The organism is Vreelandella lionensis, assembly GCF_044543515.1.
GTDB lineage: Bacteria > Pseudomonadota > Gammaproteobacteria > Pseudomonadales > Halomonadaceae > Vreelandella > Vreelandella lionensis.
In genome coordinates, this window is the sequence record NZ_JBITWC010000024.1 from 42270 (window position 1) to 68865 (window position 26596).

23 protein-coding genes and 2 riboswitches are annotated in these 26596 nt (G+C 59.4%); of the genes, 11 read left to right on the forward strand and 12 right to left on the reverse strand.

The annotated features are described in order from the left end of the window. Window positions 1-79 precede the first annotated feature (79 nt). Window positions 80-2212 (forward strand): PhoX family protein, encoded by a 2133-nt coding sequence (locus ACIGG6_RS14630; protein ID WP_399845355.1) that lies wholly within the window; start codon window positions 80-82, stop codon window positions 2210-2212. A 70-nt stretch (window positions 2213-2282) separates the two neighbouring features. Here the strand turns inward: ACIGG6_RS14630 and ACIGG6_RS14635 are convergent, their stop codons facing one another. Beyond that, window positions 2283-2933, reverse strand: coding sequence for a TetR/AcrR family transcriptional regulator (locus tag ACIGG6_RS14635; protein WP_054645052.1), 651 nt, complete (start codon window positions 2931-2933; stop codon window positions 2283-2285). A gap of 98 nt (window positions 2934-3031) precedes the next feature. Between ACIGG6_RS14635 and ACIGG6_RS14640 the strand changes: the two genes are divergently transcribed. The 3 genes from ACIGG6_RS14640 (at window position 3032) to ACIGG6_RS14650 (ending at window position 8337) form a co-directional block, all read left to right on the forward strand. Beyond that, window positions 3032-4189 carry an efflux RND transporter periplasmic adaptor subunit gene (locus ACIGG6_RS14640; protein WP_399845358.1) on the forward strand — a complete coding sequence of 386 codons (1158 nt, stop codon included), beginning with the start codon at window positions 3032-3034 and terminating at the stop codon, window positions 4187-4189. Continuing rightward, window positions 4176-7235, forward strand: a complete 3060-nt coding sequence (locus ACIGG6_RS14645) for an efflux RND transporter permease subunit (RefSeq protein WP_399845360.1) — start codon at window positions 4176-4178, stop codon at window positions 7233-7235. The genes ACIGG6_RS14640 and ACIGG6_RS14645 overlap by 14 nt, the downstream gene beginning before the upstream one ends. Window positions 7236-7422: 187 nt before the next feature. Further along, entirely contained in the window at window positions 7423-8337 is a 915-nt protein-coding gene (locus tag ACIGG6_RS14650; protein ID WP_399845361.1) for a GGDEF domain-containing protein, read from the forward strand. A gap of 49 nt (window positions 8338-8386) precedes the next feature. On the opposite strand, the gene ACIGG6_RS14655 is transcribed toward ACIGG6_RS14650, so the two are convergent. Then, window positions 8387-9628: a D-amino acid dehydrogenase gene (locus ACIGG6_RS14655; protein ID WP_399845364.1), complete on the reverse strand. Its 1242-nt coding sequence runs from the start codon at window positions 9626-9628 to the stop codon at window positions 8387-8389. Window positions 9629-9688: 60 nt separating this feature from the next. Continuing rightward, window positions 9689-9796: riboswitch (glycine riboswitch) on the reverse strand. 8 nt (window positions 9797-9804) lie between these two features. Next, window positions 9805-9895: riboswitch (glycine riboswitch) on the reverse strand. Between the two features lie 177 nt (window positions 9896-10072). On the opposite strand from ACIGG6_RS14655, the gene ACIGG6_RS14660 reads away from it, so the two are divergent. Further along, the gene (locus tag ACIGG6_RS14660; RefSeq protein WP_399845366.1) at window positions 10073-10366 is read left to right on the forward strand and encodes a hypothetical protein; all 294 of its coding nucleotides are present in this window, start codon (window positions 10073-10075) and stop codon (window positions 10364-10366) included. On the opposite strand, the gene ACIGG6_RS14665 is transcribed toward ACIGG6_RS14660, so the two are convergent. Then, window positions 10341-11252 (reverse strand): DMT family transporter, encoded by a 912-nt coding sequence (locus ACIGG6_RS14665; protein WP_399845367.1) that lies wholly within the window; start codon window positions 11250-11252, stop codon window positions 10341-10343. The genes ACIGG6_RS14660 and ACIGG6_RS14665 overlap by 26 nt on opposite strands. Window positions 11253-11357: 105 nt before the next feature. Between ACIGG6_RS14665 and ACIGG6_RS14670 the strand changes: the two genes are divergently transcribed. Next, window positions 11358-11885, forward strand: coding sequence for an HPP family protein (locus tag ACIGG6_RS14670; RefSeq protein ID WP_016915214.1), 528 nt, complete (start codon window positions 11358-11360; stop codon window positions 11883-11885). Here ACIGG6_RS14670 and ACIGG6_RS14675 read toward each other — a convergent pair. Further along, window positions 11876-12463 carry a gamma-glutamylcyclotransferase gene (locus ACIGG6_RS14675; protein ID WP_399845370.1) on the reverse strand — a complete coding sequence of 196 codons (588 nt, stop codon included), beginning with the start codon at window positions 12461-12463 and terminating at the stop codon, window positions 11876-11878. The genes ACIGG6_RS14670 and ACIGG6_RS14675 overlap by 10 nt on opposite strands. 38 nt (window positions 12464-12501) lie before the next feature. Between ACIGG6_RS14675 and ACIGG6_RS14680 the strand changes: the two genes are divergently transcribed. The 3 genes from ACIGG6_RS14680 to ACIGG6_RS14690 all read left to right on the forward strand — a co-directional run bounded on the left by ACIGG6_RS14680 (window position 12502) and on the right by ACIGG6_RS14690 (window position 16006). Then, entirely contained in the window at window positions 12502-13413 is a 912-nt protein-coding gene (locus ACIGG6_RS14680) for a histone deacetylase (RefSeq protein ID WP_399845371.1), read from the forward strand. Window positions 13414-13439: 26 nt separating this feature from the next. Continuing rightward, window positions 13440-14294, forward strand: coding sequence for a sirohydrochlorin chelatase (locus ACIGG6_RS14685; protein WP_399845373.1), 855 nt, complete (start codon window positions 13440-13442; stop codon window positions 14292-14294). A gap of 125 nt (window positions 14295-14419) precedes the next feature. Beyond that, window positions 14420-16006, forward strand: a complete 1587-nt coding sequence (locus tag ACIGG6_RS14690; protein ID WP_399845375.1) for an ABC-F family ATPase — start codon at window positions 14420-14422, stop codon at window positions 16004-16006. 3 nt (window positions 16007-16009) lie between these two features. Here the strand turns inward: ACIGG6_RS14690 and ACIGG6_RS14695 are convergent, their stop codons facing one another. The 8 genes from ACIGG6_RS14695 to ACIGG6_RS14730 all read right to left on the reverse strand — a co-directional run bounded on the left by ACIGG6_RS14695 (window position 16010) and on the right by ACIGG6_RS14730 (window position 23276). Beyond that, window positions 16010-16600 carry a cell division protein ZipA C-terminal FtsZ-binding domain-containing protein gene (locus ACIGG6_RS14695; RefSeq protein ID WP_399845377.1) on the reverse strand — a complete coding sequence of 197 codons (591 nt, stop codon included), beginning with the start codon at window positions 16598-16600 and terminating at the stop codon, window positions 16010-16012. A 28-nt stretch (window positions 16601-16628) separates the two neighbouring features. Next, window positions 16629-17096, reverse strand: a complete 468-nt coding sequence (locus tag ACIGG6_RS14700) for a TspO/MBR family protein (protein WP_399845380.1) — start codon at window positions 17094-17096, stop codon at window positions 16629-16631. Between the two features lie 170 nt (window positions 17097-17266). Beyond that, window positions 17267-18385 (reverse strand): alkene reductase, encoded by a 1119-nt coding sequence (locus ACIGG6_RS14705; protein ID WP_399845382.1) that lies wholly within the window; start codon window positions 18383-18385, stop codon window positions 17267-17269. Between the two features lie 167 nt (window positions 18386-18552). Next, window positions 18553-18924, reverse strand: a complete 372-nt coding sequence (locus tag ACIGG6_RS14710; RefSeq protein WP_074211427.1) for a hypothetical protein — start codon at window positions 18922-18924, stop codon at window positions 18553-18555. Between the two features lie 138 nt (window positions 18925-19062). Then, a complete protein-coding gene (locus ACIGG6_RS14715) occupies window positions 19063-20259 on the reverse strand; it encodes a M24 family metallopeptidase (protein ID WP_399845383.1) in 1197 nt (398 codons plus the stop codon). Between the two features lie 70 nt (window positions 20260-20329). Continuing rightward, window positions 20330-21070, reverse strand: a complete 741-nt coding sequence (locus ACIGG6_RS14720; protein WP_399845386.1) for a TSUP family transporter — start codon at window positions 21068-21070, stop codon at window positions 20330-20332. Window positions 21071-21081: 11 nt separating this feature from the next. Beyond that, entirely contained in the window at window positions 21082-21777 is a 696-nt protein-coding gene (locus ACIGG6_RS14725) for a transglycosylase SLT domain-containing protein (RefSeq protein ID WP_399845388.1), read from the reverse strand. Window positions 21778-21854: 77 nt separating this feature from the next. After that, complete coding sequence (locus ACIGG6_RS14730; protein WP_399845391.1) at window positions 21855-23276, reverse strand: PLP-dependent aminotransferase family protein; 1422 nt, start codon at window positions 23274-23276, stop codon at window positions 21855-21857. Window positions 23277-23417: 141 nt separating this feature from the next. Between ACIGG6_RS14730 and ACIGG6_RS14735 the strand changes: the two genes are divergently transcribed. Together ACIGG6_RS14735 and gabT are read left to right on the forward strand one after the other, a co-directional pair. Then, the gene (locus ACIGG6_RS14735) at window positions 23418-24869 is read left to right on the forward strand and encodes an NAD-dependent succinate-semialdehyde dehydrogenase (RefSeq protein ID WP_230834544.1); all 1452 of its coding nucleotides are present in this window, start codon (window positions 23418-23420) and stop codon (window positions 24867-24869) included. An 11-nt stretch (window positions 24870-24880) separates the two neighbouring features. Beyond that, window positions 24881-26152 (forward strand): 4-aminobutyrate--2-oxoglutarate transaminase, encoded by a 1272-nt coding sequence (gene gabT / locus ACIGG6_RS14740; RefSeq protein ID WP_399845393.1) that lies wholly within the window; start codon window positions 24881-24883, stop codon window positions 26150-26152. Window positions 26153-26596: the final 444 nt, after the last annotated feature.

A 26596-nucleotide genomic window follows, 5' to 3' on the forward strand; every position in this document is an offset into this window, starting at 1 on the left:
CCGTCATACATATTTCATTTTGCGCTACTAGCCTCTTCAAAAACCGTTATGACCATGTCCATGACTACGAGGGGGCTCCATGAGCAAGGAAATCGAAGATCACCGTCTGTTTAACCAAAGTCACAACCAGCCGTTTGCAGAGGTGCTGGCTCAGCACGTCTCCCGTCGCGACGTAATGCGAGGTGGTCTAGGGTTAGCGGCGGCGTCCATGCTGGGGTTTGGCGGTGCCGCGCAGGCGCTCGCGGGCGAGCAGGCAAAGACGCCGCTCACACTGGCCTTTGAGGCCGTACGCGGTTCTCGCACCGATGCCGTGGTCGTGCCGGAGGGTTACGTAGCCCAGGTGTTAGTGCCCTGGGGCACGCCGCTACAGGCAGGCCAGGAGTGGCAGGCCGACCAGCCCATGACACCCGAGCTTCAGGCGATGAGCGTGGGCATGCATCACGACGGCATGGCCGGTTTTGCCCTGGATGCGGATAACGCCTCGCGCCATTTTGTACTGGCGCTAAACAACGAGTACATTGACCAAGACGCGCTGTGGGCGCCCCAAGGTGGGCCGACCAATGCCGAGGCGGGCGCGCGTCCAGCGGACGAATCGCGCACCGAAATCAATGCCCACGGCGTCACGTTGGTTGAAGTTGAGAAAGACGCCAGCGGCCAGTGGTCTCACGTTGCCAATTCGCCCTATAACCGCCGCTTCACCAGCGCCACGGTGATGGATCTTGCTGGACCCGTCGCGGGTAGCGACTATGTAAAAACCCAGTTCTCCCCTGACGGCACGCAAACCCGCGGCACCAACAACAACTGCGGTAACGGCGTGACTCCCTGGGGCACCTATATCGCCTGTGAAGAGAACTGGCCCGATATCTTCGTCAACCGTGGCGAGCGCTTCCAAGATGATGCGCGCATCGGTATTCCTACGGATAAAAGCCGCTATGGCTGGGATACCTCAGCGGGCGACGCCACCGAGCAGAACGGTGAGTTTGCCCGCTTTGACATCACTCCACGCGGTGAGCGTGCCGAAGATGACTACCGCAACGAGGCACGTACCTTCGGCTACCAAGTAGAAGTCGACCCCTACAGCGGTGCTCGCGCGGTGAAGCGCACGGCGCTGGGACGTTTCCGTCATGAAGGGTGCTGGCTGGGCAAATTAGAAGCGGGCAAGCCCATCGTTTACTATTCAGGCCACGATGCCCGTAACGAGTATGTCTATAAGTACGTCTCTGATGCCGCCTGGGATCCCGCCGATGCCAACCGCCCCGGCGCAGAGTACGACCGCCTCGCCATTGGCAGTAAATACATGAATAACGGCACGCTCTTTGTGGCGCGCTTCCATGCTGATGGCAGTGGCGAGTGGCTGCCGCTCACACCGAGCGCCAAGACCCAGGATGGTCGCACGCTGGCCGCCGCACTTGGCCTGGCCGAGAACGACTTGGCAGGAATCATCATCAACACCTGCGATGCCGCCGACCTGCTGGGCGCCACGCCGATGGACCGCCCAGAGTGGGCCACGGTAGACCCGGCCTCGGGTGAGGTGTATCTAACGCTGACGAACAACACCCAGCGCAGTGAAGAGGGCTCCGATGCCACCTTCACTAACGACGGCAGCGAGCTTACCCAGCCGGGCGTTGGCTTCGCTACCGCCCCTGCGAACGCCTCCAATCCCCGCGCCAATAACGAGGCCGGGCACGTGATTCGTTGGCGGGAGAGCCGCTTGCCCAACGCCTTCACCTGGGAAGTGTTCGTGTTTGGCGCAGCAGCCGACGACGCGGATAACCACTCCGGGCTAAACGAGATGAACCAGTTCGCCAGCCCCGATGGCCTGTGGTTCGATGAGCGTGAAGATGGCCAAGGTATCCTGTGGATTCAGACCGACAACGGCTATGAAGGCGTTACCGAGCACACCAACGACCAGCTACTGGCCGTAGTGCCCAATGGGCTGGAGGATATTCGCGGCACCGGGCCGGTGATTAACAGCAGCAACCAGCAGCAGCTCAAACGCTTTGCGGTCGGCCCGAACGGGTGTGAAGTAACCGGCATCTTTGCCACGCCGGATAAAACCGCGCTGTTTATTAACATCCAACACCCCGGCAACTGGCCCGCCGATGGCAACGCCCTGGTGCAAGACGCCACCGCTGCCGCCAGCGGCCAGGTACGCCCCCGCGCCGCTACCGTGGTGATTCAGAAGCGCGATGGTGGGCCGGTGGGGGTGTAAACCGCTAACGTGCTACCGCTGTTTCAAGCAGTCACCAAAGCCTCGCGAATGCGGGGCTTTTTAATGAGCATCAGCGCCGCCCATACGCCATTAAAAACACGTCTACAGCGCTGGTGATCTGGCGCTTTAGCTCGTCATCCGTGGGCGGTGGGCGTACGCCCATACGAACTTCTTTGGTCAGCATCCCCTGCCACATGCTGCAGAGTTGATCGGCAGCTAGCGCGGGGGCGGGCAGGGTGAGGTGGCCTGCGCTGGCCAGTCCTTCCAGTTTTTCCCGCAGCCACTGGCTAATAGCCCAGGGGCCTGCCTCAAAAAAAGCCTGTAACAGCTTGGGGTGCTGTTCACCCTGCTGACTCATCACCCGTTCGACCGCCAATACATGGGGCTCCAGTAAAAAGCGCACCATGCCGATGCCTACCTCAATGAGCGATTGGCGTACCGCGTCGTGGGTGTCAGGGAGCTGCTCTAACCCTTGCCGAATTGTTGCGGTTTCTCGCCGTATCACGCTGCCAAACAGCGCTTCCTTAGACGTAAAGTGCCCATACACCGTCACTTTGGAAACGCCCGCCTCTCGAGCAACGGCCTCCATGGTGACGGCTTCCAAACCATTGCGGAAAAACAGGCACGCTGCAGCGTCCATCATCGCATTACGTTTGGCCATATCTTTAGGGCGGCCCGCGCTGCGTTTTTGGTCAGATGACGGCGGTTGAGCGTCTGTCATGCAATTAACCTCTGCCCATGCATAAATAGTTATTGAACGGTGGCGTACACATATTATAGTGAACGTTATCGTTCAAGAATAAACCATTTGAGGCCAACATGGGCACGTTAAACACTTCCTGGGGGCATCGGCTGCGCGGCATGCTGGCGGCACTGCTGATGATAGGCGCTACCGTTGTGGTAATACTCCTGCTAACCAGCCAGCACAGTAGTGCCCAGCAGGCACGCCAGCAGGGGGGAGATAACGCTTTATTACAGGTGGCAACGATTCCGCTTGCCGAGGCAGATGCGTTGAGGCGGGAAGTGCGCTTAACCGGTCGGGTGGTGGCGCGCCAGTCGGTGTCGTTGGCTTTTGAACCAGCGGGGCGGGTGGAAGCCGTACTGGCCGAGCGCGGAGATGCGGTTGAACAAGGGGAGGTGCTCGCCCGTCTGGATACCCGCCGCTTGGAGAGCCGTTTAGCCGAAGTGGCGGCGCGCAGCGAAGAAGCCAGTGCCAGCTTGGCCCTTGCCCAGCGCCAGGAAGAGCGCGAAGCGCAGCTCAATCAGAGTAACTTTGCTAGCCGCACGGCGCTGGACCAAGCCCGTACCGACCGCTTAACCCTGCAAGCGCGACTCGCTGCCCTAGCGGCCGAGCGCGACAGTCTCACGGCTGACTTAGAAGACAGCACCCTAAAAGCCCCCTTCGCTGGGCGGGTGGTAGAGCGCCATATTGATGTGGGCAGCTTGGTGAGCAGCGGCACGACGGCTTTCGATATCGTGGATACTCGCCACTTAGAAGCGCACCTTGGCTTGCCAGCCCGGCTAGCGGCGACGTTCACCATGGGGGAGTCCGTGACGCTGCACGTAAACGGCCAGCCTATTACGGGTGAGGTGCTCGCTCGCCTGCCCCAGGTGGATAGCGACAGCCGCACGCAAACACTGGTGGTGGCGCTGACAAGTAACAGCCGCGCGGTGCCTGGTGATTTGGCCGAGTTGAGCTACTCAATTACCGAGCCCGCTAGCGGTTACTGGGTACCACTATCTGCACTACGTGCCGCCGACCGCGGGTTGTGGAACGTACTGGTTGCCGAACCTCAGGAAAATGAGCGCTACCGTGTGGCCCAGGCGAGCGTAGAGCTGCTGCATACCGAAGGCGACGACGCCTTTGTGCGCGGCACGCTGGCCCCCGGTATGCGATTAATTAGCAGCGGCACTCACCGCATCACGCCTGGGCAGCAGGTCACGCTCAGTGAGGAAGTGGCCCATGCAGCGCATTGAGTGGTTGTTTAATCGCCGCCTGCTGGCGCTGTCGCTTGGCTTGCTCATTGTCGCGGGGCTATCGGCTATCCAAACCCTTCCCAGGGCGGAAGACCCACACCTTGTCGCGCGGATTGCCACCGTGCTGGCACCGTATCCAGGGGCGACTCCCGAACAAATCGAAGCCTTGGTCGCGCGTCCTATCGAACAGGAGCTACGCACCATTGCTGAGATCGATGTGCTGGAATCTACCTCGCGGCAAGGCATTGCCGTGCTCAGCCTGGAGCTGAGCGACGCGGTTACCAATGTCACGCCGGTGTGGAGCCGCGTGCGCGATAAGCTCAGCGATGTAGCGCCCTCGCTACCGGAAGGCGTGCAAACGCCGGAGTTGTTGGATGACCGTGGCTATGCGTTCAGTATCGTGGCCGCGCTGCGCTGGACGTTGGATGCCCCTCCCAATCCACAGCTGATGGAGCGCTATGCCGAACGCCTAGAAGATCAGTTACGGCAGGTAGCGGGCACCGAATATACCCACCGTTTTGGCGTCGCCGGAGAGCAGGTCGAGGTGATGGTAGACCCGCTGGAACTGAATGCGTTAGGACTCTCGGTTGGTCAGCTTGCCGGGGCCATTGAGGCGAGCGACGGCCGCCGCACGGCTGGCGAGGTGGTCACACAAGGGCATCGGCTAACGGTGGGCTTGAGCGGCGAGTTTGATGCGCTTGACCGGCTGCGAGAGATCAACGTCACCACCCAGCAGGGCCAGAGCGTCAAGCTAGGGGAAATTGCCGAGCTGCGCCGTGGTGTTCAAGACCCACCCAGCGCGGTGGCGCTGCTAAACGGTGAGCGGGCCGTATTTGTAGGTGCCCGTATGGTGCCGGGCCAGCGTATCGATGTGTGGGTTGAGCGTGCCCAGGCGCAACTGGCGGCGTTTGCCGATGAACTGCCGGTAGGGTTGGCGGTAGAAGAAGTCTTTGAGCAGGCCAGCTATACCAACCAGCGTCTCAGTGATGTAGCGATTAGCCTGCTGATGGGCCTGGTGCTGGTGGTCGCGATTCTATTTCTCACGATGGGCTGGCGCTCTGCGCTCACCGTTGGGCTGGCCATTCCGGCGACGGCGCTGCTCACCCTGGCGCTGTTCAAGCCGCTGGGGATGGAAATCCACCAGATGAGCATCATCGGTATTATTGTCGCGTTGGGGCTGATGGTGGATAACGCCATTGTGATGACCAATGCCCTGCGTGAGCGCTTCCTTCAGGGGGATTCCGCGCTGGCCGCGACTCGGGATGCGTTACGCCATTTGGCGGTACCGCTGCTTGCCAGCACGCTCACGACCATTTTGGCGTTTATGCCCATCGTGCTGATGCCCGGCCCCGCCGGGGAGTTCGTCGGGCCGCTCGCCATGGCGGTCATGGTGGCGCTGGTCAGCTCTTATCTGATTTCGCTGCTGCTGGTGCCTGCGCTTTCGCCCATGCTGCTGGCCAAGGTAGCCGCTAAACCGCCCGCCCCGCGAGATAATATAATGAAGCGGGCGTTTCGCGGCACGATTCGCAGCACACTGCGCCACCCCGTGGCGGCGATGGTGATCACCCTCTGTGTGCCGGTAGGTGGAATAGCGCTGATGCCAACGCTAGACGTAGCGTTCTTCCCTCCCGCCGACCGCGACCAGTTCCACATTGAAGTACGCCTGCCCGCCGCCAGTAGTATCGCCAAGACAGAAGCGCTGGCCCACGAAGTGGAGAACATGGTGCGCGAGCTGCCGGGCGTGGTGCGTGTCTCCTCGTTTATCGGCGAAAGTGCGCCGATGATGTATTACAACGTGCTGACTAATGAGGATAACAACCCCGCCTTCCTACATCTGATCGTCGATACGGTGTCGTTAGAGGCCACCAATCAACAGGTGCCGGGGCTGCAGCAATCTCTGGATAAGCGCTTTCCTCAAGCCCAAAGCGTTGTGCGAAAATACGAGCAAGGCCCGCCTTTTAAAGCGCCCATTGAGCTTCGCGTGTATGGCGATGATCTGGAGGTGCTCTCCTCTCTGGGCCTGGAGCTAGCGGGCCTGATGCACCAGCTTCCACAGGTAACCCACGTACGCGCAGGGATGCAGCGTGATTTGCCTCGGCTAGTGCTTGATGTCGACCACACCGCATTGAGCGATGCAGGGCTGTCGACGCAGAGCCTGGCGGAACAGGTAGGTGCTGCCCTCTCCGGCCAGCCTGCCGGTATGTTGTTGGAAGATACACAACAACTACCGATACGTGTGCGTTATGCCGATGGGTGGCGTACTGATGCCGAGCAGCTAGCTGCACTGCGTTTGGTGAGTAATCAGGTGAGTGAAGGCTTACCGTTAGCGGCTGTCGCCGAGAGCTATCTTGCCCCTTCATGGAGCGTGATTACCCGCCGTAATGCGGAGCGGGTACAGCTGGTGCAAGGCTATTTATTGGCGGATGCGCTACCGGCCGTATCCATGGCGCAGCTAGATGCCAAGCTCCAGGCAGCGCTTGAGAACGGTGAGCTGACGTTGCCCGCTGGATACCGTATTGAAACGGGGGGCGAGGCCGCTGAGCGTGATGAGGCCGTAGGTAAACTGCTCGCCTCGGTGGTGCTGCTGGTGATTGCCATGGTGGCTACGGTGGTGCTGGCGTTTAACTCCTTCCGCCGCGCCGCCATTGTGTTTATTGCCGGCGCCCAGGCCATGGGCATGGGGATTGTGGCGCTGCTGATGAGTGGCCATGCTTTTGGCTTCGTGATTATCGTCGGCATTATGGGGTTGGTAGGCGTCGCCATTAACGCCACCATCATTATTATTGCCGCCTTTGATGATGATCCGGCCGCCCGGCAAGGCAATATGGACGCGATGCTCGCGGTAATCAGCGGCCCCACGAGTCGGCACATTGTGTCCACCACCATCACGACCTTTGCAGGACTGATTCCCCTCATGGTCGCGGCCGGCGGCTTATGGCCACCTTTCGCGCAAACCGTTGGGTTTGGTCTGCTCTTGGCTACATTGGTGTCGTTTTTCTTTACGCCAGCGCTGTACCGGCTTTGGGTCGCAAGAGCCGCAGCATAAGGGCACGCCTTTTCGCTTATTCATAACGTGGACTATATTGCTACTTGGTAAACGAGCGTATCTTTTGTGTAATGGCGTTATTGCCAGCGCGTAAGGATGACGTATTGCCGGCAGGCTAATGGCACTTGGAACACTGCCTGTTTCTAGGATGAGACGGCCCGAGTGCTGACATTCATTGGATGAAATGATGATGGTAGAGATAAAGCAAGAAAAAGGAGAGCCGCTGTTCCTCAGCGAACTCAGCAGTCAAGCGGTTGCCGTACTGAGCGGTCTGCCCGAGGGCGAGGGTATCCGTATTCTGGATGTCAGCGCGGAGTATGTTCAGTTTTGGGGAGGAGAGCGTGACCACTGGTTAGGCGCTTCTCCTAAAATTGTGCATCAAGCGTCAGCGAACGAGCAGTTGATCTGCCAGCTCAACAGCGCATTGGCTTGCGGTAAGCTCAGTCTGGGATGCTCCATGTCAGGGCTAGACCACGCCGATGAAGCACCGCGCTCTCAAGCGCCAAGGCCGCTGATTGAGTGGCGTGTCACAGCTATGTCGATGCCTGGCTATGCCGATAATGTGTTAGTACTGGTCCAGAGAGATATCACCCAGCGGGTGGAGAAAGAGGCCGAATTAAAACGCCTCGCCACTACCGACATGCTCACCGGGCTGATGAACCGCTCCCGGTTTGATTACCTGCTCAAACACGAGCTTGGGCGGCTGAACCGCTATGTGCGGCCATTTTCGCTCATCATGCTGGATATCGACTACTTCAAGACGATTAACGACAGCCAAGGACACGACGTGGGCGACCAAGTGTTGCGCGCCTTGGCTACGTTACTGGAAAACAATCTGCGCACCGCCGACTACTGCGCCCGTTGGGGTGGGGAGGAGTTTATGATTCTTGCCCCTGAAACCTCACTCGACCAAGCGGCACAACTGGCCGAGAAGATTCGCCAACGCATCAGCAGCGCCTCTTTTCCAGGGGCTGAGCATGTTACCGTCAGCCTTGGCGTGGCAGAAGCCACCCACAGTGATACGCCCAAAAGTATGTTGAAGCGGGTTGATAATGCGCTCTATCAAGCGAAAGAGAGTGGGCGCGATAGGGTGGCATGTTAGCGAAAGGGGCCAAGCGGCCCCTTTCGTTGTTCTAAGCGGATGATTCAGCCTAGCGTGTCATAGCGAGGGAAGTGGCAGGGGAGTTATCTACCTCATCGGCGAGCATTTCGGCGGTGATGGCGGAGAGCGTCCAGCCCAGGTGGCCGTGGCCCGTGTTGTAGAAAACGGTCGGCAATTTGCCGGGGCCGACTTTGGGCAGCATGTTCGGCAGCATCGGGCGCAGGCCCGCCCAAGGCACCACTCGTTGAGTACTCACGCCGGGGAAGCACTGCTCTACCCAGCGCACCAGCGGCTGAATCCGATCATTGCGAATGTCGCGGTTCGCGCCGTTAAACTCAGCGGTACCGGCCACGCGGAAGCGGTCGTTTCCCAGACGGCTGGTCACCAGCTTGGTTTCGTCATCCAACAGGCTCACCGTCGGTGCGGCCTGCTGTGAGGCTTCGTCGTCCAGCTGTACGGTGATGGAGTAGCCTTTGACCGGGTAGATGTTAACGCGGTCGCCCAACTTGGCGGCGATGGCACGACTGCCGACCCCGGCACACACCACCACGCTATCAAAGCTTTGGCGTACCTCTTCACCGTCGATTGAAGCGCTGACCCAGGCACTGTTTTCATCCGCACCCAGGTCGGTCACCTGGTGGCCGTAGTTCAGCTTGACGCCGTGTTTAGCCGCGGCCATCGCGAGGCCGTTGGTGTACTTATGAATATCCCCGGTGGCGTCGCTTTCGGTAAAGAAGCCGCCGTAGTAGCTGCCCGCCAGCGTAGGCTCGATGGCGCGCATCTCTTCTGGGGTGACCGCGCGGCGCTCAAGCCCGCCTTTATGCAGCAGCTGTGAGACCTTCGCGGCATGCTCGTAGCCCGCTTTATCGCGGTAGATATGCAGAATGCCTTTCTGTTTCACGTCAAAATCGATCTGCTCGTCTCGCGCCCACTGAAACAGGTGTTCCCTGGCGGCAATGGCGAGGCGCGTTGTTTCGGTGGTGTTGTCGGCATAGCGGGGAATGGCGGCGATAAATTCCGCAAACCAGCTCAGCTTGTGCCAGGTAGGGCGAGGATTGACGAGCAGCGGGGCGTCGTTTTTCAGCATCCAGCGCAGGCCTTTGATGACCGTAGGCCAGTGGTTCCACACCTCGGCGTTGGAGGCGGAAAGCTGACCACCGTTGGCAAACGAGGTTTCCATCGCGGCGTAGCGATGCTTTTCAAACACAGTGACGTCAAAGCCGCGTTTCACGAGGGCGTAGGCGCTGGTAATACCGGTGATGCCACCGCCAATAATTGCCATGCGTTGCATGAGTCTCTCCACAGATTGTATGAGCGTCGGGCGATACCCCCAGCAAACGTGTTTGCTAGGCGTACCCCTTCCGTCATGGAACCTGAGAGATTCACGCCGATGATGTGGCGTTTGCTCCTTCGGTGGGCTGAGTGACGCAGTCATCAACCGCTCTTCGGAACGTATTGGTAAAAACGTTAGCAGTTGCGGTCCGTTGGCCTGAGAGTTTCCGGGGTCGTTGCTCCTTCGGCGCTGGTGTCGTACACCAGTCTCTCCCGCAAATGCGTACTTAACGTTGTAACGCGGCAGTGCTAAAAAGGGAATAGGCGAAAGGTGGAAGCCGCTCCGCTGAATCACCTGGCTTTGCCAGTTTGCGTGTTTTCACACACAATGCCCGCTATCTTCAACGAGCTATCTTCAACTCGCTATTTTCGATCAATTATCTTCAAGCAATGGACAACGCGCATGCAGGCAAACGGATTTTTTGAAGGCATCGGCGAGGCGATAGGCGACGCCATTCGCGTCGTGGTGGAGTTTTTGGTAGGGCTTTTTACCAACTTTTTCGGTGCCTTTGACGACTTTATCGGCGGGCTGACGCGTTCGCTGGGGATTAATGACTCGTTTTTAAGCCTAGCCATACTGCTGATTGGCTTGCTGGTGCTATGGGGTGGGCTGCGTGCGTTTTTGCGTGGCTCCATTGTTGGCGGCATTTTCCGCACGCTGATTGGGCTGTTTATCCTGTCGTGGCTGATGATGTAGCGCCCCGGCCACCGACCCACGCCTGCGCGACGCCGCAGGCGATCACCAGCCCACAGCCGCTTAACTGCAAAGGCGAAAGCGCTTCGCCAAACAGGCTCCAGCCAAAAATCACCACCGCCACCGGTTCACAGTAAGCCAGCGTGCCGTATAGCGCGGTGGGCAGGCGGTTAATCGCCATCACCGCGCACAGCAGCGCCAAAAAACCGGGCACCAGGCCTGCGGCCAACAACCACGGCACTTGCCACGTGCTGGCCGCAAGCCCTGCTTGCTGCCATAGCGCAAACGGCAAGATCACCAGCGCCCCGACCGCCAACTGCCAGAAGGCGCAGGTGCGGTCATCCAGGTGGCGCGGCAATCGGCGGTTCGTCAGGATAAAACCGCTGTAAGCTAGCATGGCCGCTAAGCCAAAACCCATGCCAATCACGTCCTGCTGATCGTCCAGGTTGAGTCGAAACTCCTGCATCATCGCGAACCCAAACAGCGCCAAGCCAATGAGCGAAACCTGCGCCGCTGCAAGCCGTTCGTTAAACAGCGCATGGGCCGCGATAGCCGCCACAATCGGCGCGAGATACACCATCAAAATGGCGTTGGCCATTTGGGTGTAGTTCATCGCCTGCACGTAAAACAGGATGAACGCCGCCAGCAAACTACCGCTAATCACCACCTGCCGCCCTGGCAGTGTGGTGAGTCCTGCATGGCGTTTTGTCAGCAGTAAATAGCCGAGCAAAAACAGCGCCCCTAACCCCAACCGGTAGAAGGTAATGCTCTCCGCGTTCAGCCCGGTAATCCGAGAAATCACGCCGATGGTGGCCATACCCACAGCAGCCACCACCGCTAGCAATAGGCTGGAAGGTGCAACGGTGAGAGAGGAAGTTGATGGTGGCATGCTGGTCGTCCTTGAGCGAGTTTCATGAGCATATGACGCATCGTCATTTGCTTCTTTGGTGCATTTTGTCATCATCTGCACTCTTTTTGTGCAAAGGCGAGTGCGATGAAAACGTATCTTGGCAAGATGCGCGGAGAACGAACGCCGCGTCCCCGGGTGGGCTGGCAGGATGCCTGCTGGTCGTGGCTGGGTGCCTTTACTGGCATGGCGCTGATTTGCTGGCTAAGCGCCGAGTGGCTCTCCCAGCAGCTGTTGATCGTGGGCTCGTTCGGGGCAACCTCGGTGCTGATTTACGCCGCCCCGGAAAGCCCCTTTGCCCAGCCAAGCCATGTGCTGTTTGGCAGCGTGCTCTCTGCCTGTGTGGGCGTGGGCTGCTACCAACTGCTGGGGGCCACGCCGCTTTCGATGGCGTTGGCAGTATCGCTCTCCATTTTGGTCATGCAGCTTACCCATACCGTTCACCCGCCAGGGGCTGCCGCTGCGCTGATTGCCGTGGCAGGCGGTGCCAGCGTGCATCAGTTGGGTTGGTGGTATCCGCTGATCCCCATTGGCGCAGGCTGCATCGTCATGCTGGTGGTGGCGATTCTGGTCAATAACCTGGCGCGCCACCGCCGCTATCCGCGCTACTGGTAGCGCTGTAGCTGCTCTTCCAGGGCAAAAATATGCGCATCCTCGGTGCCCAGCTCGCGCAGCGCTTGGGCTAGGTTCAGCAAGTAAGCGCTGTTGGGGCCGCTGGGGCCATGGGCCTGGGCAATTTGCTGGGCGATGTCGGCCAGCGGGGCATCGCCTAAAAACGCCGGGTTGTCGTCGCTTGCCAGATAAATCAGCCCCTCGCTAGGCGCTTGGTCGGCGTCAGGGTTACCCGCCTCATCCAAAAACGTCAGCGTGACTTTTTCCCGCAGGTAGCCGTTTTTCTCCCGCACATCCAACGGTGCGAGTACCTCTGGGGTGATGCGGTAGGCCATGCCGTGACATACCGCGCCTTCGGCACGAATCAGCGTCGCCACACGCCCCGGTGCTTCCGGCGTGCCGCGGTGGTCGTGGGAGCCCTGCCAGAAGCGCCGCGCCCAACCGGTAATGGCCGCAGGCCGGCGTTCTAAATAGTCAAAATCGGCCTTCCAAATCAGCGAACCGTAGCCAAAGAGCCAGATATCCGCATGGCCGTCGAAGAAGTTTCTTTGCTGGTTTAACGTCGTGGTATCAAGCAACATAAGCGATCTACATTTGTGACCAAAGTGGCTGCACGCGCATGGCGTTAACGGTGGTTCATCATCCGGGTTATACGATTGATTTACCAGCCAATCACCCCTTCCCCATGGAAAAGTTTCGGGTGCTTCGGCAGCTCTTGGGCGAGCAAACGCTGGCCTGCCCCATCGAGTGGCACACGCCCCAACCGGCCACCCTCGAAAGCCTCCAGCGCGTGCACACCCGTGACTATGTTCAGGCATTTTTGCACGGCCAGCTTGATCGTGCCGCTCAGCGACGTAGTGGATTCGTTTGGTCTGAGGCCTTGGTGGAGCGAGTGCGGCTGGAAACCGGCGGCACGCTGCTCACCCTTGAAGCGGCCCTGGCCACCGGGCTTGCCTGCAATTCGGCGGGCGGTACACACCACGCCCATGCGGATGCCGCCAGCGGCTACTGTTTGATTAACGATTTAGCCGTGGCCGCCGCCCACGCGCTGGCGCAGGGCTGGGTAGAGCGGGTGCTGATTGTGGATTGCGACGTGCATCAAGGCGATGGCACCGCGCGGCTCTTTGCCAACGAGCCCGGCGTGTTTACCTTTTCCATGCACGCGGCGCGTAACTTCCCCGCCCGCAAAGCAAAAAGCGATCTGGATATCGCCCTGCCCAACGGCATGGAGGATGCGGCTTATCTGGCCGAACTCGCATCTTGGCTGCCTGGGGTACTCGCCGCCTACCAGCCAGACGTAGTGCTCTATGATGCGGGCGTGGATGTGCATCACGATGACCGCCTGGGCTACTTATCGCTCAGCAGCGACGGGCTCTATGCCCGGGATCACTACGTGTTGAACCTTTGTCGTGAGTCTGACATTCCCGTGGCGGCGGTCATCGGCGGCGGCTACGACCGCGATATTGCCGCCCTGGCTACACGTCACGCCCAGCTACATCGAGCCGCTGCGGATGTGCTGGCGGCTCATTAACGCTTTGATTGAAAAGGACGAACGCGATGCGCGCTATTTTTCTTGTCGATAACGGCTCCCTGCGCCCCCAGGCGACCCATAATCTGCGCCGGGTAGCGGCCGCGTTGAGCGAGACGCTAGGGGAGACTGTTCAGGCGGCCTCGCTGTTGCACTCCAATAAAATCCCCGCTGAAGAGGTCGATGGCATTCCGGCCATTACGTTAGGCCCCGCTGCCGAACGCAGCGCCGAGGCAGGCGCCACCGAGATTATCGTGCTGCCGTTTTTCTTCGGCCCCAGCAAAGCGCTAACGGGGTATTTGCCGGAGCGTATGGCTGCGTTGCAGGCACGCTTTCCTAACGTGTCGGTGCGGGTTGCTCAGCCGCTGATGGATGAACTTGGGAGTAACGACCTGCGCTTGGCACAGCTGTTGGCCGATAACGTACGTGCGCAGCTGCCTGAACAAGGAGTTGCCAAGGTCGCGCTGGTGGACCACGGCAGCCCCATTCCCGACGTTACCGCCGTGCGTAACCGCTTGGCCGGGCAATTGAGCGTGCTGCTGGGCGACGAAGTGCGCTGCGTGGCGGCGGCCTCTATGGAGCGACGTGACGGCGACGAGTACCGCTTTAACGAGCCGCTATTGGAGCACCTGCTGGATACTCCCGAATTCAGCAGTGGCCACGTGGTGCTGGCGATGCTGTTTCTCTCTCCAGGCCGTCATGCCGGTGAGGGTGGCGATATCGCCGAGATTTGCGCTGCCGCCGAACAGCGCCACAGCGGGTTGAAGGTAACGACCACCGCCCTGGTAGGCGAGCACCAGGGAATTGTTGAAATTCTACATTCGCGCCTACGCCAAGCGCTTGACGGTGAACGTTTTCTGCTTGAAATGCCTGCTCAGCAGTAAAGTGCCCGGTTAAGGGAAGCGCGCAAGGGGAGATGTAACGTTGTCCAAAGGCGCGTAGAATCGCGAGCTTTTGCAAGCGTGCTCGTTTCTCAAACAGCGCTTCCTCGTTAACCAGGGCCTCTATCTTGATCGCAACCGCCAATATCACCATGCAGTTTGGGGCCAAGCCCCTATTTGAAAACGTTTCCGTCAAATTTAATAACGGCAATCGCTACGGTTTGATTGGCGCGAATGGTTGCGGTAAGTCCACCTTCATGAAAATCCTGGGTGGCGAGCTGGAGCCCTCGTCTGGGCAGGTGATGCTGGATAGCAGCACCCGGCTGGGTAAGCTGCGCCAGGACCAGTTTGCCTACGAGAACGAGCGGGTCATCGACACCGTCATCATGGGCAACGCCGAGCTGTGGAAAGTGGCCGCCGAGCGCGAGCGTATCTACTCGCTGCCTGAGATGAGCGAAGAAGACGGCATGGCCGTGGCGGATTTAGAAGTGCGCTTTGCTGAGCTGGATGGCTACACCGCCGAGTCCCGCGCGGGCGAGCTGCTGCTGGGCCTGGGCATTCCTATCGAACAGCACACCGGCCCCATGAGCGAAGTCGCCCCCGGCTGGAAGCTGCGCGTGCTGCTGGCCCAGGCGCTGTTCTCCGACCCGGACGTGCTGCTGCTGGACGAACCCACCAACCACCTGGATATCAATACTATCCGCTGGCTGGAAGAGATTCTAAAAGCGCGCAGCAGCACCATGGTGATCATTTCCCACGACCGCCACTTCCTGAACAGCGTGTGTACCCACATGGCGGATCTGGATTACGGCGAAATCACCCTGTTCCCCGGCAACTACGACGACTACATGACGGCCGCCACCGCTGCCCGTGAGCGTCAGCACTCTGATAACGCCAAGAAGAAAGCGCAAATTGCCGAGCTTCAGCAGTTCGTCAGCCGCTTCTCGGCCAACGCCTCTAAAGCGAAGCAAGCCACCTCGCGGGCGCGCCAGATCGATAAAATCAAGTTGGAAGACATCAAACCCTCCAGCCGGGTGAGTCCGTTTATCCGCTTTGATCAAAACAAGAAGATCCACCGTAACGCGGTGAACGTGGAGGCGATTACCAAAGGCTACGACGGCGAGCCGCTGTTTAAGCGCTTCTCCATGACCGTCGAAGCGGGCGAGCGTATTGCCATTATCGGCCCTAACGGCATTGGCAAAACCACCCTGCTGAAAACGCTGGCGGGGGATCTACGCCCAGACGCCGGGGAAGTGAAGTGGACCGACGCCGCCGAGCTTGGCGTATTCGCCCAAGACCACGCCGATGACTTCGCTAATGACGCCACGCTGTTTGAGTGGATGGGCCAGTGGACCAAAGGCGGCGAACAGGTGGTACGCGGCGCGTTGGGCCGCATGCTGTTCTCCAGCGACGACATCAACAAGTCGGTGAAGGTGATCTCTGGGGGCGAGCAGGGGCGGATGCTGTTCGGTAAGCTAACGCTCACCAACCCCAATGTGCTGTTGATGGACGAGCCCACCAACCACCTGGATATGGAGTCCATCGAGGCGCTCAACCTGGCGTTGGAGAACTACCCCGGCACGCTGCTGTTCGTTAGCCACGACCGGGAGTTCGTCTCCAGCCTCGCCACGCGCATCATTGATATGCAGCCGGATGGCATCGTCGATTTCAGCGGCAGCTACGACGACTACCTACGTAGCCAAGGCGTGGTGTAACGCCTAGCCAAGAATCTGGGCATAGGTAGACTCTGTTGCCGGCTCTTTGTCGGCATCCAGCATGTCGCCGCTGAAGGTCTCGTTCATCTCTTTGGCGAGCTCTACATACACGTGCATCTGCTGATTGCGGCGTTTATGCAGCGGCGGTTTTACCAGCAGACTAACCCCACGAATGGGCTCGTGGGTTTCGCCGCGTAGCAGGTCGGGCATCTCCCCAGGCGGGAAAGCGTTGGCCACGGTGATCGGGTTAGACGCCTGCTGGCCATCGATTAGAAACACCTTCTTGATCGCGTCGTAATGGGCGCTTTTCCCACGCAGCCACTCGGTTAACCGCTCATCGGTGGTGGCATCCGGCTGGTTGAAAATGACGAACAGTGAGTGCTGCTTGACCTTTCCCGTACGCTTAGCGGGGGTGGGCAGCGGCTCTTCCGCTGGCGGCGGGGTAGGCTCAGCGACCGGTGCCGCTGCTTCTTCGGCCTTGGCTTTAGCGCGACGCCGTTTGGGCACCACGACGTAAGCGAAAATCGCTGCGGCCAATATGCCTAACAGCAGAGAGGCAAAGGCCAACAGCACGGGAAGAGAGAACGTATCCATAGGGTGAAACCCTTTTGTTAGTTAACACCTAGGCTCTATTTAACCGCAAAATGGTAGCGTTGAGTGCCAGCGCCAGAGCAACCCAAAGCCAGTAAGGCACCATCAGCCAAGCCGCCAGCGTACTGACTTGCGCAAACAGGCCAATGGTCACTGTAATCAATCCTATCAGCAGCACGATATCTGCCAGAGCAGCACCGATCTGCTTGCGCCCAAAGAACAGCCAAGACCACGCCGCATTTGCCAGCAGTTGCGCACCATAAACGGCAAGGCTGGCGCTACGCAGCGCGGAGTCTTCTGCCATATAGACCCGCCATGCTGCAATCGCCATCAAGAGATAGAGAATCCCCCAGGCGATGGGGAAAGCGAGGTCGGGCGGTGTCCAGCGAGGTTTGCGCAGCGCCCGGTACCAGCCATCGGGACGAAAGCGTGCGCCTGTGGCCGCAGCGGCCCCCACCAGTAGTAATGAGACCAGCAGCACCAACAGTGAACCGAGCATGTGCCACCTATCCTTATGTGTGAGAAGACGCGTTAAAACGAGTGAATCAAAAGCCTAGCAGCGTTTTAAAACCATTAGACATAAAAAAAGCACCACCTAAGTGATGCTTTTTATCAATAAGGGTTCCCTTTTTTAAGAAACCCTGGCAAAGGCAGCCTTAGAGCAGCGGCTTAGTCCATGCGGTCATAGCCGTTATCCATAAACGGATAGTCGGTGTAGCCCTTCTCGTCGCCGCCATAGAACGTTTCCTGGTTCGGCTCGGTGAGCGGGGCGTTCACACGGAAGCGCTCCGGTAGATCCGGGTTGGCGATGTAGGGGCGGCCAAAGGCCACGGCATCGGTGGTTTTCTCTTGAATGCGTGTCTCGGCGCGATCGGCGTCATAGTTGCCGCAGTAGATCAGGCTGCCGCTAAAGCGCTCACGCATCTTCTTACGGAAACCAGCGGGGAAGGTGATATCGCCGCCCGCCCAGTTCGGCTCGTTCAGGTGCAGGTAAGCCAAGCCGCGCTTGGAGAGCTGCTCGGCCATGTAGAACGCCATCGCTTCCGGCTCGTCGTCGGTCAAACCAAACAGCTCGATAAACGGCGTCATACGAATGCCGACACGCTCAGCACCATACACTTCAATGACCGCGTCAACGACTTCCAGCGGGAAGCGGGCACGGTTTTCCAGCGAGCCGCCGTACTGGTCGGTACGCTGGTTGGTGCCGGTGGCCAAGAACTGGTTCAGCAGGTAAGCGTTGGCAGCGTGGACTTCGACCATATCGAAACCCGCGCGCTTGGCGCGGATGGCCGCTTGGCGGTAATCATCCACGATGCCAGGAATCTCGTCGGTTTCCAGAGCACGCGGCGTGCTGGTGGGGTGCTGACCAGCGGTGCCATCTTCAAACTCTACAAAGCACTGAGCGCCTTCACCTTTCAGCGCGCTGGGGGCTACCGGCTGCTGGCCGTTGGGCTGCACCATCTCATGGGAAACGCGGCCCACATGCCACAGCTGCAGAGCAATACGGCCACCCTTGGCGTGAACCGCATTCACAACGCCTTTCCAGCCTGCTTCCTGCTCATCGGTCCAGATGCCGGGCGTGTACACATAGCCACGGGCAGTGGGAGAGATGTTAGTGGCTTCGCTAATGATCAGGCCCGCACCGGCGCGCTGGCCGTAATAAGCTTCCTGCATCTTGCCCGGCACGCTATCCGGCGTGCGCGAACGGGTCAGCGGCGCCATGATGACGCGGTTAGGAATGTTCAGGCTACCTAGCGTGGTGGGGGTAAACAGCGTCTCGTACGCCATAGGGCAAAACTCCTTTGAAGCAGTGGTTATCATCGTGGCGAATAGAATAGACCAGTTTACTAGTAAGCGCCAACGACGATGCTATGCCCTAGTTAATGGGGACAGACGCGCAAAACAAAACCCCGCCGAGTAAATGAGGGCGGGGTTAGGGGGTAAATAGCGTTTGTTCAGTGCCGCTGCCAAGGCCAGCGGCGCTTAACCGGCGTATCAATCTGCCCGATGGCGCTGGTGAGCGGCAGCATAATGGCGCTGAGCTGGCGGTGGCAGACGGAACTGCTGAGTACGCCGGGGCACTGTTTGAGCAGCAGGTCGCACTGTTGGGAGGCGATAAAGAGCTGCTCCACAACCGCAGGCGCGAACAGCGGCTTGGCCTGCTGGCAGCAGCGGGTCAGCTCTCGGGAGAGCATTGAGAGCATGCTGGTGTCTAGCCAGCAGGGCAGCGGGTCTTCTAGCCGTCCGGCAATGGAGTGCTGAACGGCTTCAAACGATGTGCGTAAAAACAGCAGGGTTTGACGAAGCTGGCGCTGTTCACTGGTCATGTGACGTCCCTTTACCTCAACTGCTCTTTATCTACCAAGGTGTTGGCTAAAAAAGAGAGTGTTTCTCATTTGCGTTTCTGGTGAAGATAGCCTCCCTCAATCGTGATGTCAATCTCAGGCTATTGTCTCGGACTATTATCACGGGCCATCATCACGGGCCTGATAAAGCTGCCAATCATTGTTGGTGAGCGGCTTGGCACCCTGCTCGGTGACCACCACGGTATCGCTTAAGCCAACGCCCCACTGGCCGGGCACCCGCAGGCAGAGCGGTAAATGAAACACCATGTTGGTTTCAAAGGTGCGCGTTTGGCCTTTGGCAATGTAGCCCGTGCCTTCAACCCAACTCGGCGGAAACTGCGCGCCTACGGCGTAGCCAAACACTCCGGAGAAAAACAGCTGGTCGCGTTGAGGGGCCAGCAGGGTATCGGCGGCCTGGGCGGCGGCATCAAAAGAGTGGCCGGGGCGCATGGCCTCGCAGAGGGTTTCAAACATCGAGCGGCAGAGGTCTTGAGTGGCGGTGAGGGCGGCGTTCGGGGTGCCGGTTACGGCGGTGCGCATCATCGGTGCGGTGTAGCGCTGATACGCTGCACCGAACTCTAAAAACACTGGCTCGTTGGCCTGAATGACGCGGCGTTTATGGTTAACGTGAATCACCCCAATGCGGTGCCCGCTGGTGACGATAGGCTGTAAGTTCATAAACTCGCTACCGTTTTCGAGTAGCGCTTTAGCGCCAATGGCGGCAATGTCGTTATCGGTCATGCCAGGTTGAATGGCGGCCAGCGCCGTCTCTAAGCCAACGGCGGTGATGCGGGCGCTCTCTTTGAGCATCTCAAGCTCGGCGCTGCTTTTGACGATCTTGATGGCATCGAGCAGGTCGCCCGCTTCAAAAAAGCGCTCTTTACCCACCGCCTGAGACAGGGCGTTCATCACGCCCACCCTCAGCCCGCTGCTCCAGCCATCGATGCCAATACGCGGGCAGGGGGTTAACAGGTCTGCTAGTGGAGCGATGATTTCATCTAAGTTTTCCCACCGGTAGCCAATAATCTCGTCGACGCGGGCGGTCACCACCGCGGCACCCGTTTCAATCGAAGCCACTTGTAGAACGAGCTTGTCTTGCGTGCAGACCAAGCAGGCATGCACCGATACCTCAAAGGTGTGGTAACCGGTCAAATAATTGATATCGGCGGGGTCGGTGAGCAGCAGCGCGTCTAGCTCGCGCTGGGCCATGGCGTGGCGCACCGTTTCTAGGCGCGCTTGATACTCAGCGGGGGCAAAGGGTAGCTCGCTTTGGGCAAGCGATGTGGCAAGGGCTTCGCGGTAGTGGTGGTAATCCATGGCGACCTCCAGCGTTAGGTAAGGTCAGTATAGGTCGCCCTCTAAAGCGTGCCGCGAAGGCCCTCAACGGTTAACGAGTTAACAGATACACACCTTGCAGGAAGTAGAACACCCCAATGCCGGTCACGATCCAGCGGGTCCAGGTGCGGAAATTGGCGTCGGTCAGGCGGTGCAGAATCCGTGTGCCGGTTTGGGTGCCCAGCATGGCAAACGGAGCGGCCAGGAGCACGATGCTCCACTCACCCACGCTGAGCGCAAGGGCGGCACCCAAGTAGAAGAGGATTTTGATGGAGTGGGCGACCACTTGAATCATGGCCTTGGTAGCCACAACTTGGCGGCGGTCCATCTGCGAGCGCACAAAGAAGATATCGATCAGCGGGCCGGATACCCCTGCAGCAATCGTGAGGCCACCTGAGGCGATGCCGCAGCAAAACGCGTGGCTGGCGCGATGAGCGTCTAGCTGGAACCAGTGCTTGGGCGTCCATACCAAGATGGGCAGCAGCCCGATCAATAAAGAAACAGTGGCCGCATTGGGCGTGTAGTTAAACAGCAACAGAAGCCCTGCCGCGCTGAGTACTCCCAGCGCCATCAGTGCCACAATGCGCCAAACAATAAAGCGCCGCGAAAGCCACGCCCGAGAAGCATTGGACGTTAACTGAATCACCCCATGCACGGCCATGGCAGTACTGGCGGGGAATATCACCAGCAGGAACCACAGCAACACTAGCCCGCCCGCCATACCAAATACGCCGGAGAGCATGGAAGTGAAAAACACCACGCCGACAAAGGCGAATCCCATTAACAGTGTCATGAAAGACGCCCTCAGCTACGACAGAATGGCCACACCTGATAGAACTTGCGGCACTGGAACTCTGCCTGGCAGCTGTTGAGCTGGGCCTGGTAGCGGTTGGAAAGGCTCGCCACTTGGCGGCCTGCGTTGAGCACCTGGGGTTTACTGCGATAAGTGCCTCGCTGATAGCCGCCTGCGCCCTCGTGGTAGGCGTAATAGAGGTGCTCAGGATTGTTGAGCGAAATGCCCGTTTGGGCGCGAGTGCGGGCGTTGTACCAGCCAATGAAATCGGTGGCGTGTTTCATATGCGTGCGCCGGGCAAATAGGCTGCCCGCTTGGTCTTCGTACTCGCCCCACACCGGGTCTTGAGCTTGGGCGTAGCCTTTGGCGGAAGAGGGGCGCGGGCCGGGAATAAAGCCAAGGTAGTATTTGCGGTCTGGGCGCACGTGGCTGCGAAACGAGGACTCCCGCTGAATAAACGCCATTTGAGTTGCGATGGGCGTTCCCCACTTCTCTTCAGACTCTTGCGCGTAGTCGTACCAGCTAGGCTGTTCGCGAAAAATCTCGCAGATATTGGTCTGATCCTCCGGCGGGCTGGGTGCAAAGGTGGCGCACCCAGAGAGCAGCAGTAGGGCAGCGACGGCCAGCCACCCGCGTAGCTGGGCGGTGGAAGAGGAGGCAGCGGAAGAGAGCGTAGAGACCCAAAAGCTATCAACAGAGCGATGCATAGGACGGTCCTTGTGGATAAGTCGTGTTACTCACGTTTTGTGTAGTGTACTGATGACGGATAAAGCGCGTTGGCCGCTTAGCGCAGCAGCGGCTCCAGGCAGCGGCGCAGGCGCTGTGCCTCGCGCACCAACGTTTCACCAGAGAGCATGCCCACCCCCATCACCAAACCAACGCGAGGGTCATTCGGCGCACACACAGGGCTTAACGGCCGCACGATTAAGTGCTCTTTCAGCAACGATTGTGCGATGGCCACATCATTAATGCCCGGCTCGAACTCCACGCACAGGCTGATGGCACTGCTAGGCGGTGACACCGAGCGCACGTGGGGCAGCGAGCGTAGCTGGTCGTGCAGCACTTGCTGGCGGCCTAAGTAGTCCCGCTGAATGCGCCGACACCAGGCATCCAAATCACCATCAAAAATAAACTGGGCCAGCACGGCTTGGTCCAGCATACGGCCCTCGCGAAACAGCTCGCTGCGCAGGCGGTTCATGGGCCCTGCCAAATGGCGCGGCACCACCAAGTAGCCCAGCCGCAGGCCGGGAAACATCATCTTAGAGAAAGAGCCTACCAGCAAATGGCGCTCAGAGTGGGCATCAAACAGCAGGTTGGGATGGTCGTCGCGGTTAAATTCATAGTCATCTTCCACCACGTAGGTGGGCGATAACGCCTCACACAGCCGCTGTTTATGCTCGGCGCTGGTCGGCACGCTGAGCGGGTAGTGGTGCGAACCGGTGAGGTAAGCCAGCGCCACGGGGCCGGGAGTAGCGGGCAAGGCATGACCCGCTTCAAGCCGCCACGGCAGCATGTCGATGTTAAGCCCGGCGGCGGTAAACACGTTGCGCGCACCCCAGTAGCAGGGCGACTCCATGGCCACCGTATCGCCCACATCCGCCAGGGCAACGGCGCACAGCTCAATGCCGTTGTGGGTGCCATCGGTAATGATGATCTGCTCGGTATCGCAATGGATATCCCGCCAGCGGGCCAGGAAATCACGAATCGCGCGTTTCAGCGGGCCGTAGCCGCCGGTGGAGTAGGAGAGCAGCAGCGCATTTTGCGGCACCGTGACGCTGGCGTAGAGCTGACGCCATTTACGCATGGGGAATTGGGCGATATCGGGAATGCCGGGCACGAAGGCCCCGCTCTGAACAGTACTTGCCCCCGGCCATCGCAGTACTCGCTGGGCACGATTGGATAGCTGCACCTTGGTGGGCGTTGAGGTAGTGGGAGCCGCCACTTTTTTACAGCTCCACGTTCCACTGCCGTGTGAGGTTGTAAGCAGTCCTTCTTCGATAAGCGTGGCAACCGCTAAAGAAAAGGTATTCCGAGCGACTCCTAAGGCTGCCGCAAGCTTGCGATGTGAAGGTAATCGAGTTTGGTGAGGCCAATCTTGATTGATCGATTGCCTTAATGCCTGCTCTAACCTTACTTGCTTACTCAACCGTTCAGGCTGCTGCGCATAGCTTTTTATGAGTTGTTGTAAAGCGACTTGGCAATCCATCCAAGTTCTCCCTTGTCGATAATGCTCTTTCAATATCGTAGTAAAACAGAAAAGTGGTCTGCTTGAACGCAAAAGTGGTGCATTCGCCTGCCTAAGATTTGCTGCTAGCGTGCCTATTAGGTTGTAGACCAGGAGAATGTTATGAGCTTTATCGAACAGTGGTTGCACGATGCCGTACCGGCCCTGGTGGGCGGGCAGTGGCGCAAAGGCCAGCAGACCTTTGCCGTCGATAACCCCGCCACCGGCGAAACCATTGCCCACGTGGCGGATTTAAGCGCCGACGACACCCGCGACGCCGTGGCCGCCGCTTATGAAGCCGGTGCCGCGTGGCGCGCCACCCCGGTGAAACAGCGCTCCGCGCTGCTGCGTCGCTGGTTTGAGCTGATCAATGAGCACGCCGACGACCTAGCCCGCCTGATGACCCTAGAGCAGGGCAAGCCGCTGGCGGAAGCCAAAGGCGAAGTGACCTACGGCGCATCGTTCATTGAGTTCTTCGCCGAAGAAGCCAAGCGTATGGCGGGGGAAACCCTGCCCAGCCACGGCGCGGACAAGCGCCTGCTGGTACTGCGCGAGCCGGTGGGCGTGGTGGCCGCGATTACCCCGTGGAACTTCCCGCTCGCAATGATTACCCGCAAGTGCGCCCCGGCCTTGGCCGCTGGCTGCACCGTGGTCATCAAGCCAGCAGAAGCCACGCCGCTGACCGCCCTGGCCGCCGCCTATCTGGCGCTGGAAGCGGGCCTGCCCGCAGGCACCATCAACGTGGTTACCGCTTCCAAGCCTGCCGCCGTGGGCGAGGTGCTCACCACCGACCCTCGGGTGCGCAAGGTGTCGTTTACCGGTTCTACCCCGGTTGGCAAACACCTGCTGGCCCAGTGCGCCAGCACGGTGAAGAAAACTGCCATGGAGCTGGGCGGCAACGCGCCGTTCATCGTGTTTGACGACGCCGATGTCGACGCCGCCGTGAACGGTGCCATCGCCTCCAAGTTCCGCAACGCCGGGCAAACCTGCGTGTGCACCAACCGTTTCCTAGTGCAAGACGGCATTTACGATGCCTTCGTCGCGAAGCTCACCGAGCGTGTGAACGCGCTCAACGTGGGTGACGGCCTAGCAGAAGGCAGCATCATCGGCCCGCTGATCAATCAAGCCGCCGTGGATAAAGTGCAGCGCCACGTCGACGACGCAGTGAATAAAGGCGCGCGCCTGCTGTGCGGCGGCCAGCCCCACGCGGCGGGTGATCGCTTCTTTACCCCCACGGTGCTGGCGGATGTGACCACGCAAATGGCCGTGGCCGATGAAGAGACGTTTGGCCCGGTCGCGCCGGTGTTCCGCTTCCAGCGCGATGAAGAAGCCATCGCCATGGCCAACGACACCCCGTTTGGCCTAGCTGCCTACTTCTACGCCACGGATTACCGCCGCATCTGGCGCACCATGGAGCAGCTGGAGTACGGCATGGTGGGTGTGAACGAAGGCTTGATCTCCACCGAGCTTGCGCCGTTTGGCGGCGTGAAAGAGTCCGGGCTGGGCCGCGAAGGTTCCCACCACGGCCTCGATGAATTTACCGAACTGAAGTACGTCTGCGTAGGCGGCCTGTAAAGAGAACGATGATGACTAACCAAGAATTGAACGACCTGAAAAACCGCTTCGTGGCCAACGGTGCCGCCACGCCGACCACCCAGTTTGCCGAGCGCGCCGAAAACGCTGAGCTGTGGGACGCCGACGGCAACCGCTGGATCGACTTCGCGGGCGGCATTGGTGTGCTTAACTTGGGCCACCGCCACCCAAAAATCGTCGCGGCGGTGGAAGCGCAGCTCAAGAGAGTCATGCACACCAGCGCGGCGGTGATTTCCTACGCGCCCTACGTGCAGCTGTGCCAAAAGCTCTGCGAACTCACCCCGGTGCGCGGCCCCGAGCGTAAAGCGATGCTGGTGAACACCGGTGCCGAAGCGCTGGAAAACGCCGTGAAGATCGCCCGCGCCGCCACTGGCCGCACCGGCATCATCACCTTCGATGGTGCCTTCCACGGCCGCACCATGATGACCCTGGCGATGACCGGCAAGGTGCTGCCCTACAAGAACGACTTCGGCCCGATGCCGGGCGACGTGTTCCGCGCCCCGTTCCCCAACCCGCTGCACGGCATCAGCGAAGAAGCTTCGCTAAACGCCATTCGCACGCTGTTCAAAACCGATATCGCCCCGCACCGCACGGCGGCCATCGTGATTGAACCGGTACAGGGCGAAGGCGGTTTCTACATCGCCTCGCCGGATTACCTGAAAGCCCTGCGCGCCCTGTGCGACGAGCACGGCATTCTGCTGATCGCCGACGAAGTGCAGTCCGGCTTTGCCCGCACCGGCAAGCTGTTTGCCCTAGAACACAGCGGCATTGAAGCGGATATTCTCACCACCGCCAAGAGCCTCGCCAACGGCATGCCGCTCTCTGCCGTGGTCGGCACTGCCAAGGTGATGGACGCCTCCGGCCCCAACTCTCTAGGCGGCACCTACAGCGGCAACCCGCTCTCCTGTGCGGCGGCCCTGGCGGTAATCGAAGCCATCGAAGAAGAGAACATCCTGGCCCGCAGCGAGCAGATGGGCAAAATGCTGGCCGAACGCTTCGCCGTCTGGGAAGAGCGCTTCCCCGCCGTCGCCCACGGCCGCCAGCTCGGCGCCATGGCCGCGTTCGAACTGCTCAACCGCGACGGCAAGCCCGACCCGCAAATGACCGGCGCACTCTGCGCCAAAGCCCGCGAGAAAGGCCTGATCCTGCTTTCGTGTGGCTTCTACGGCAACAGCATCCGCATTCTTGTACCGCTGACGGTGTCGTCTGCGGTGTTGGAGGAAGGGCTGAGTATTATTGAGGAGTCGTTGGAGGCGCTTAGCTAGTAGCGTTTAGGCAGCACGAAACCCGCCCATCGTCAGGCAGCGTAAGCTGTTGGCGATGGGTGGGCTTTTTTGTGGGTGGTGATTTTTTGCTGATAAATGGAGCCTTATTCAGACATGGTCAAATGGACGATGAAATCAGTTACCAGAACAGCTTAATATGAAATATAAGGGTTAATTAGACAAGGGCCGAAAAATCTGCAAAAGTGCTTAGTCAAAAGTGGAATTAGTTCAGTCAACCTGAGTATCCACCTGTTTCTTTACGGTTATGTGTGCTCGGTATCTTATGATAAAAAACATTATCTCCTTCACACGAAAGCTTGCCACCCGCCTCAATAGCCTCGTGTCTTGGTGAATCGCCCCGGGTATTCTAGACACCCGTTAGGCTCTTAAAGTAACGCCTTTCATACTCAACCGGTGACAAGTTATCACTTGTGCCGTGTCGGC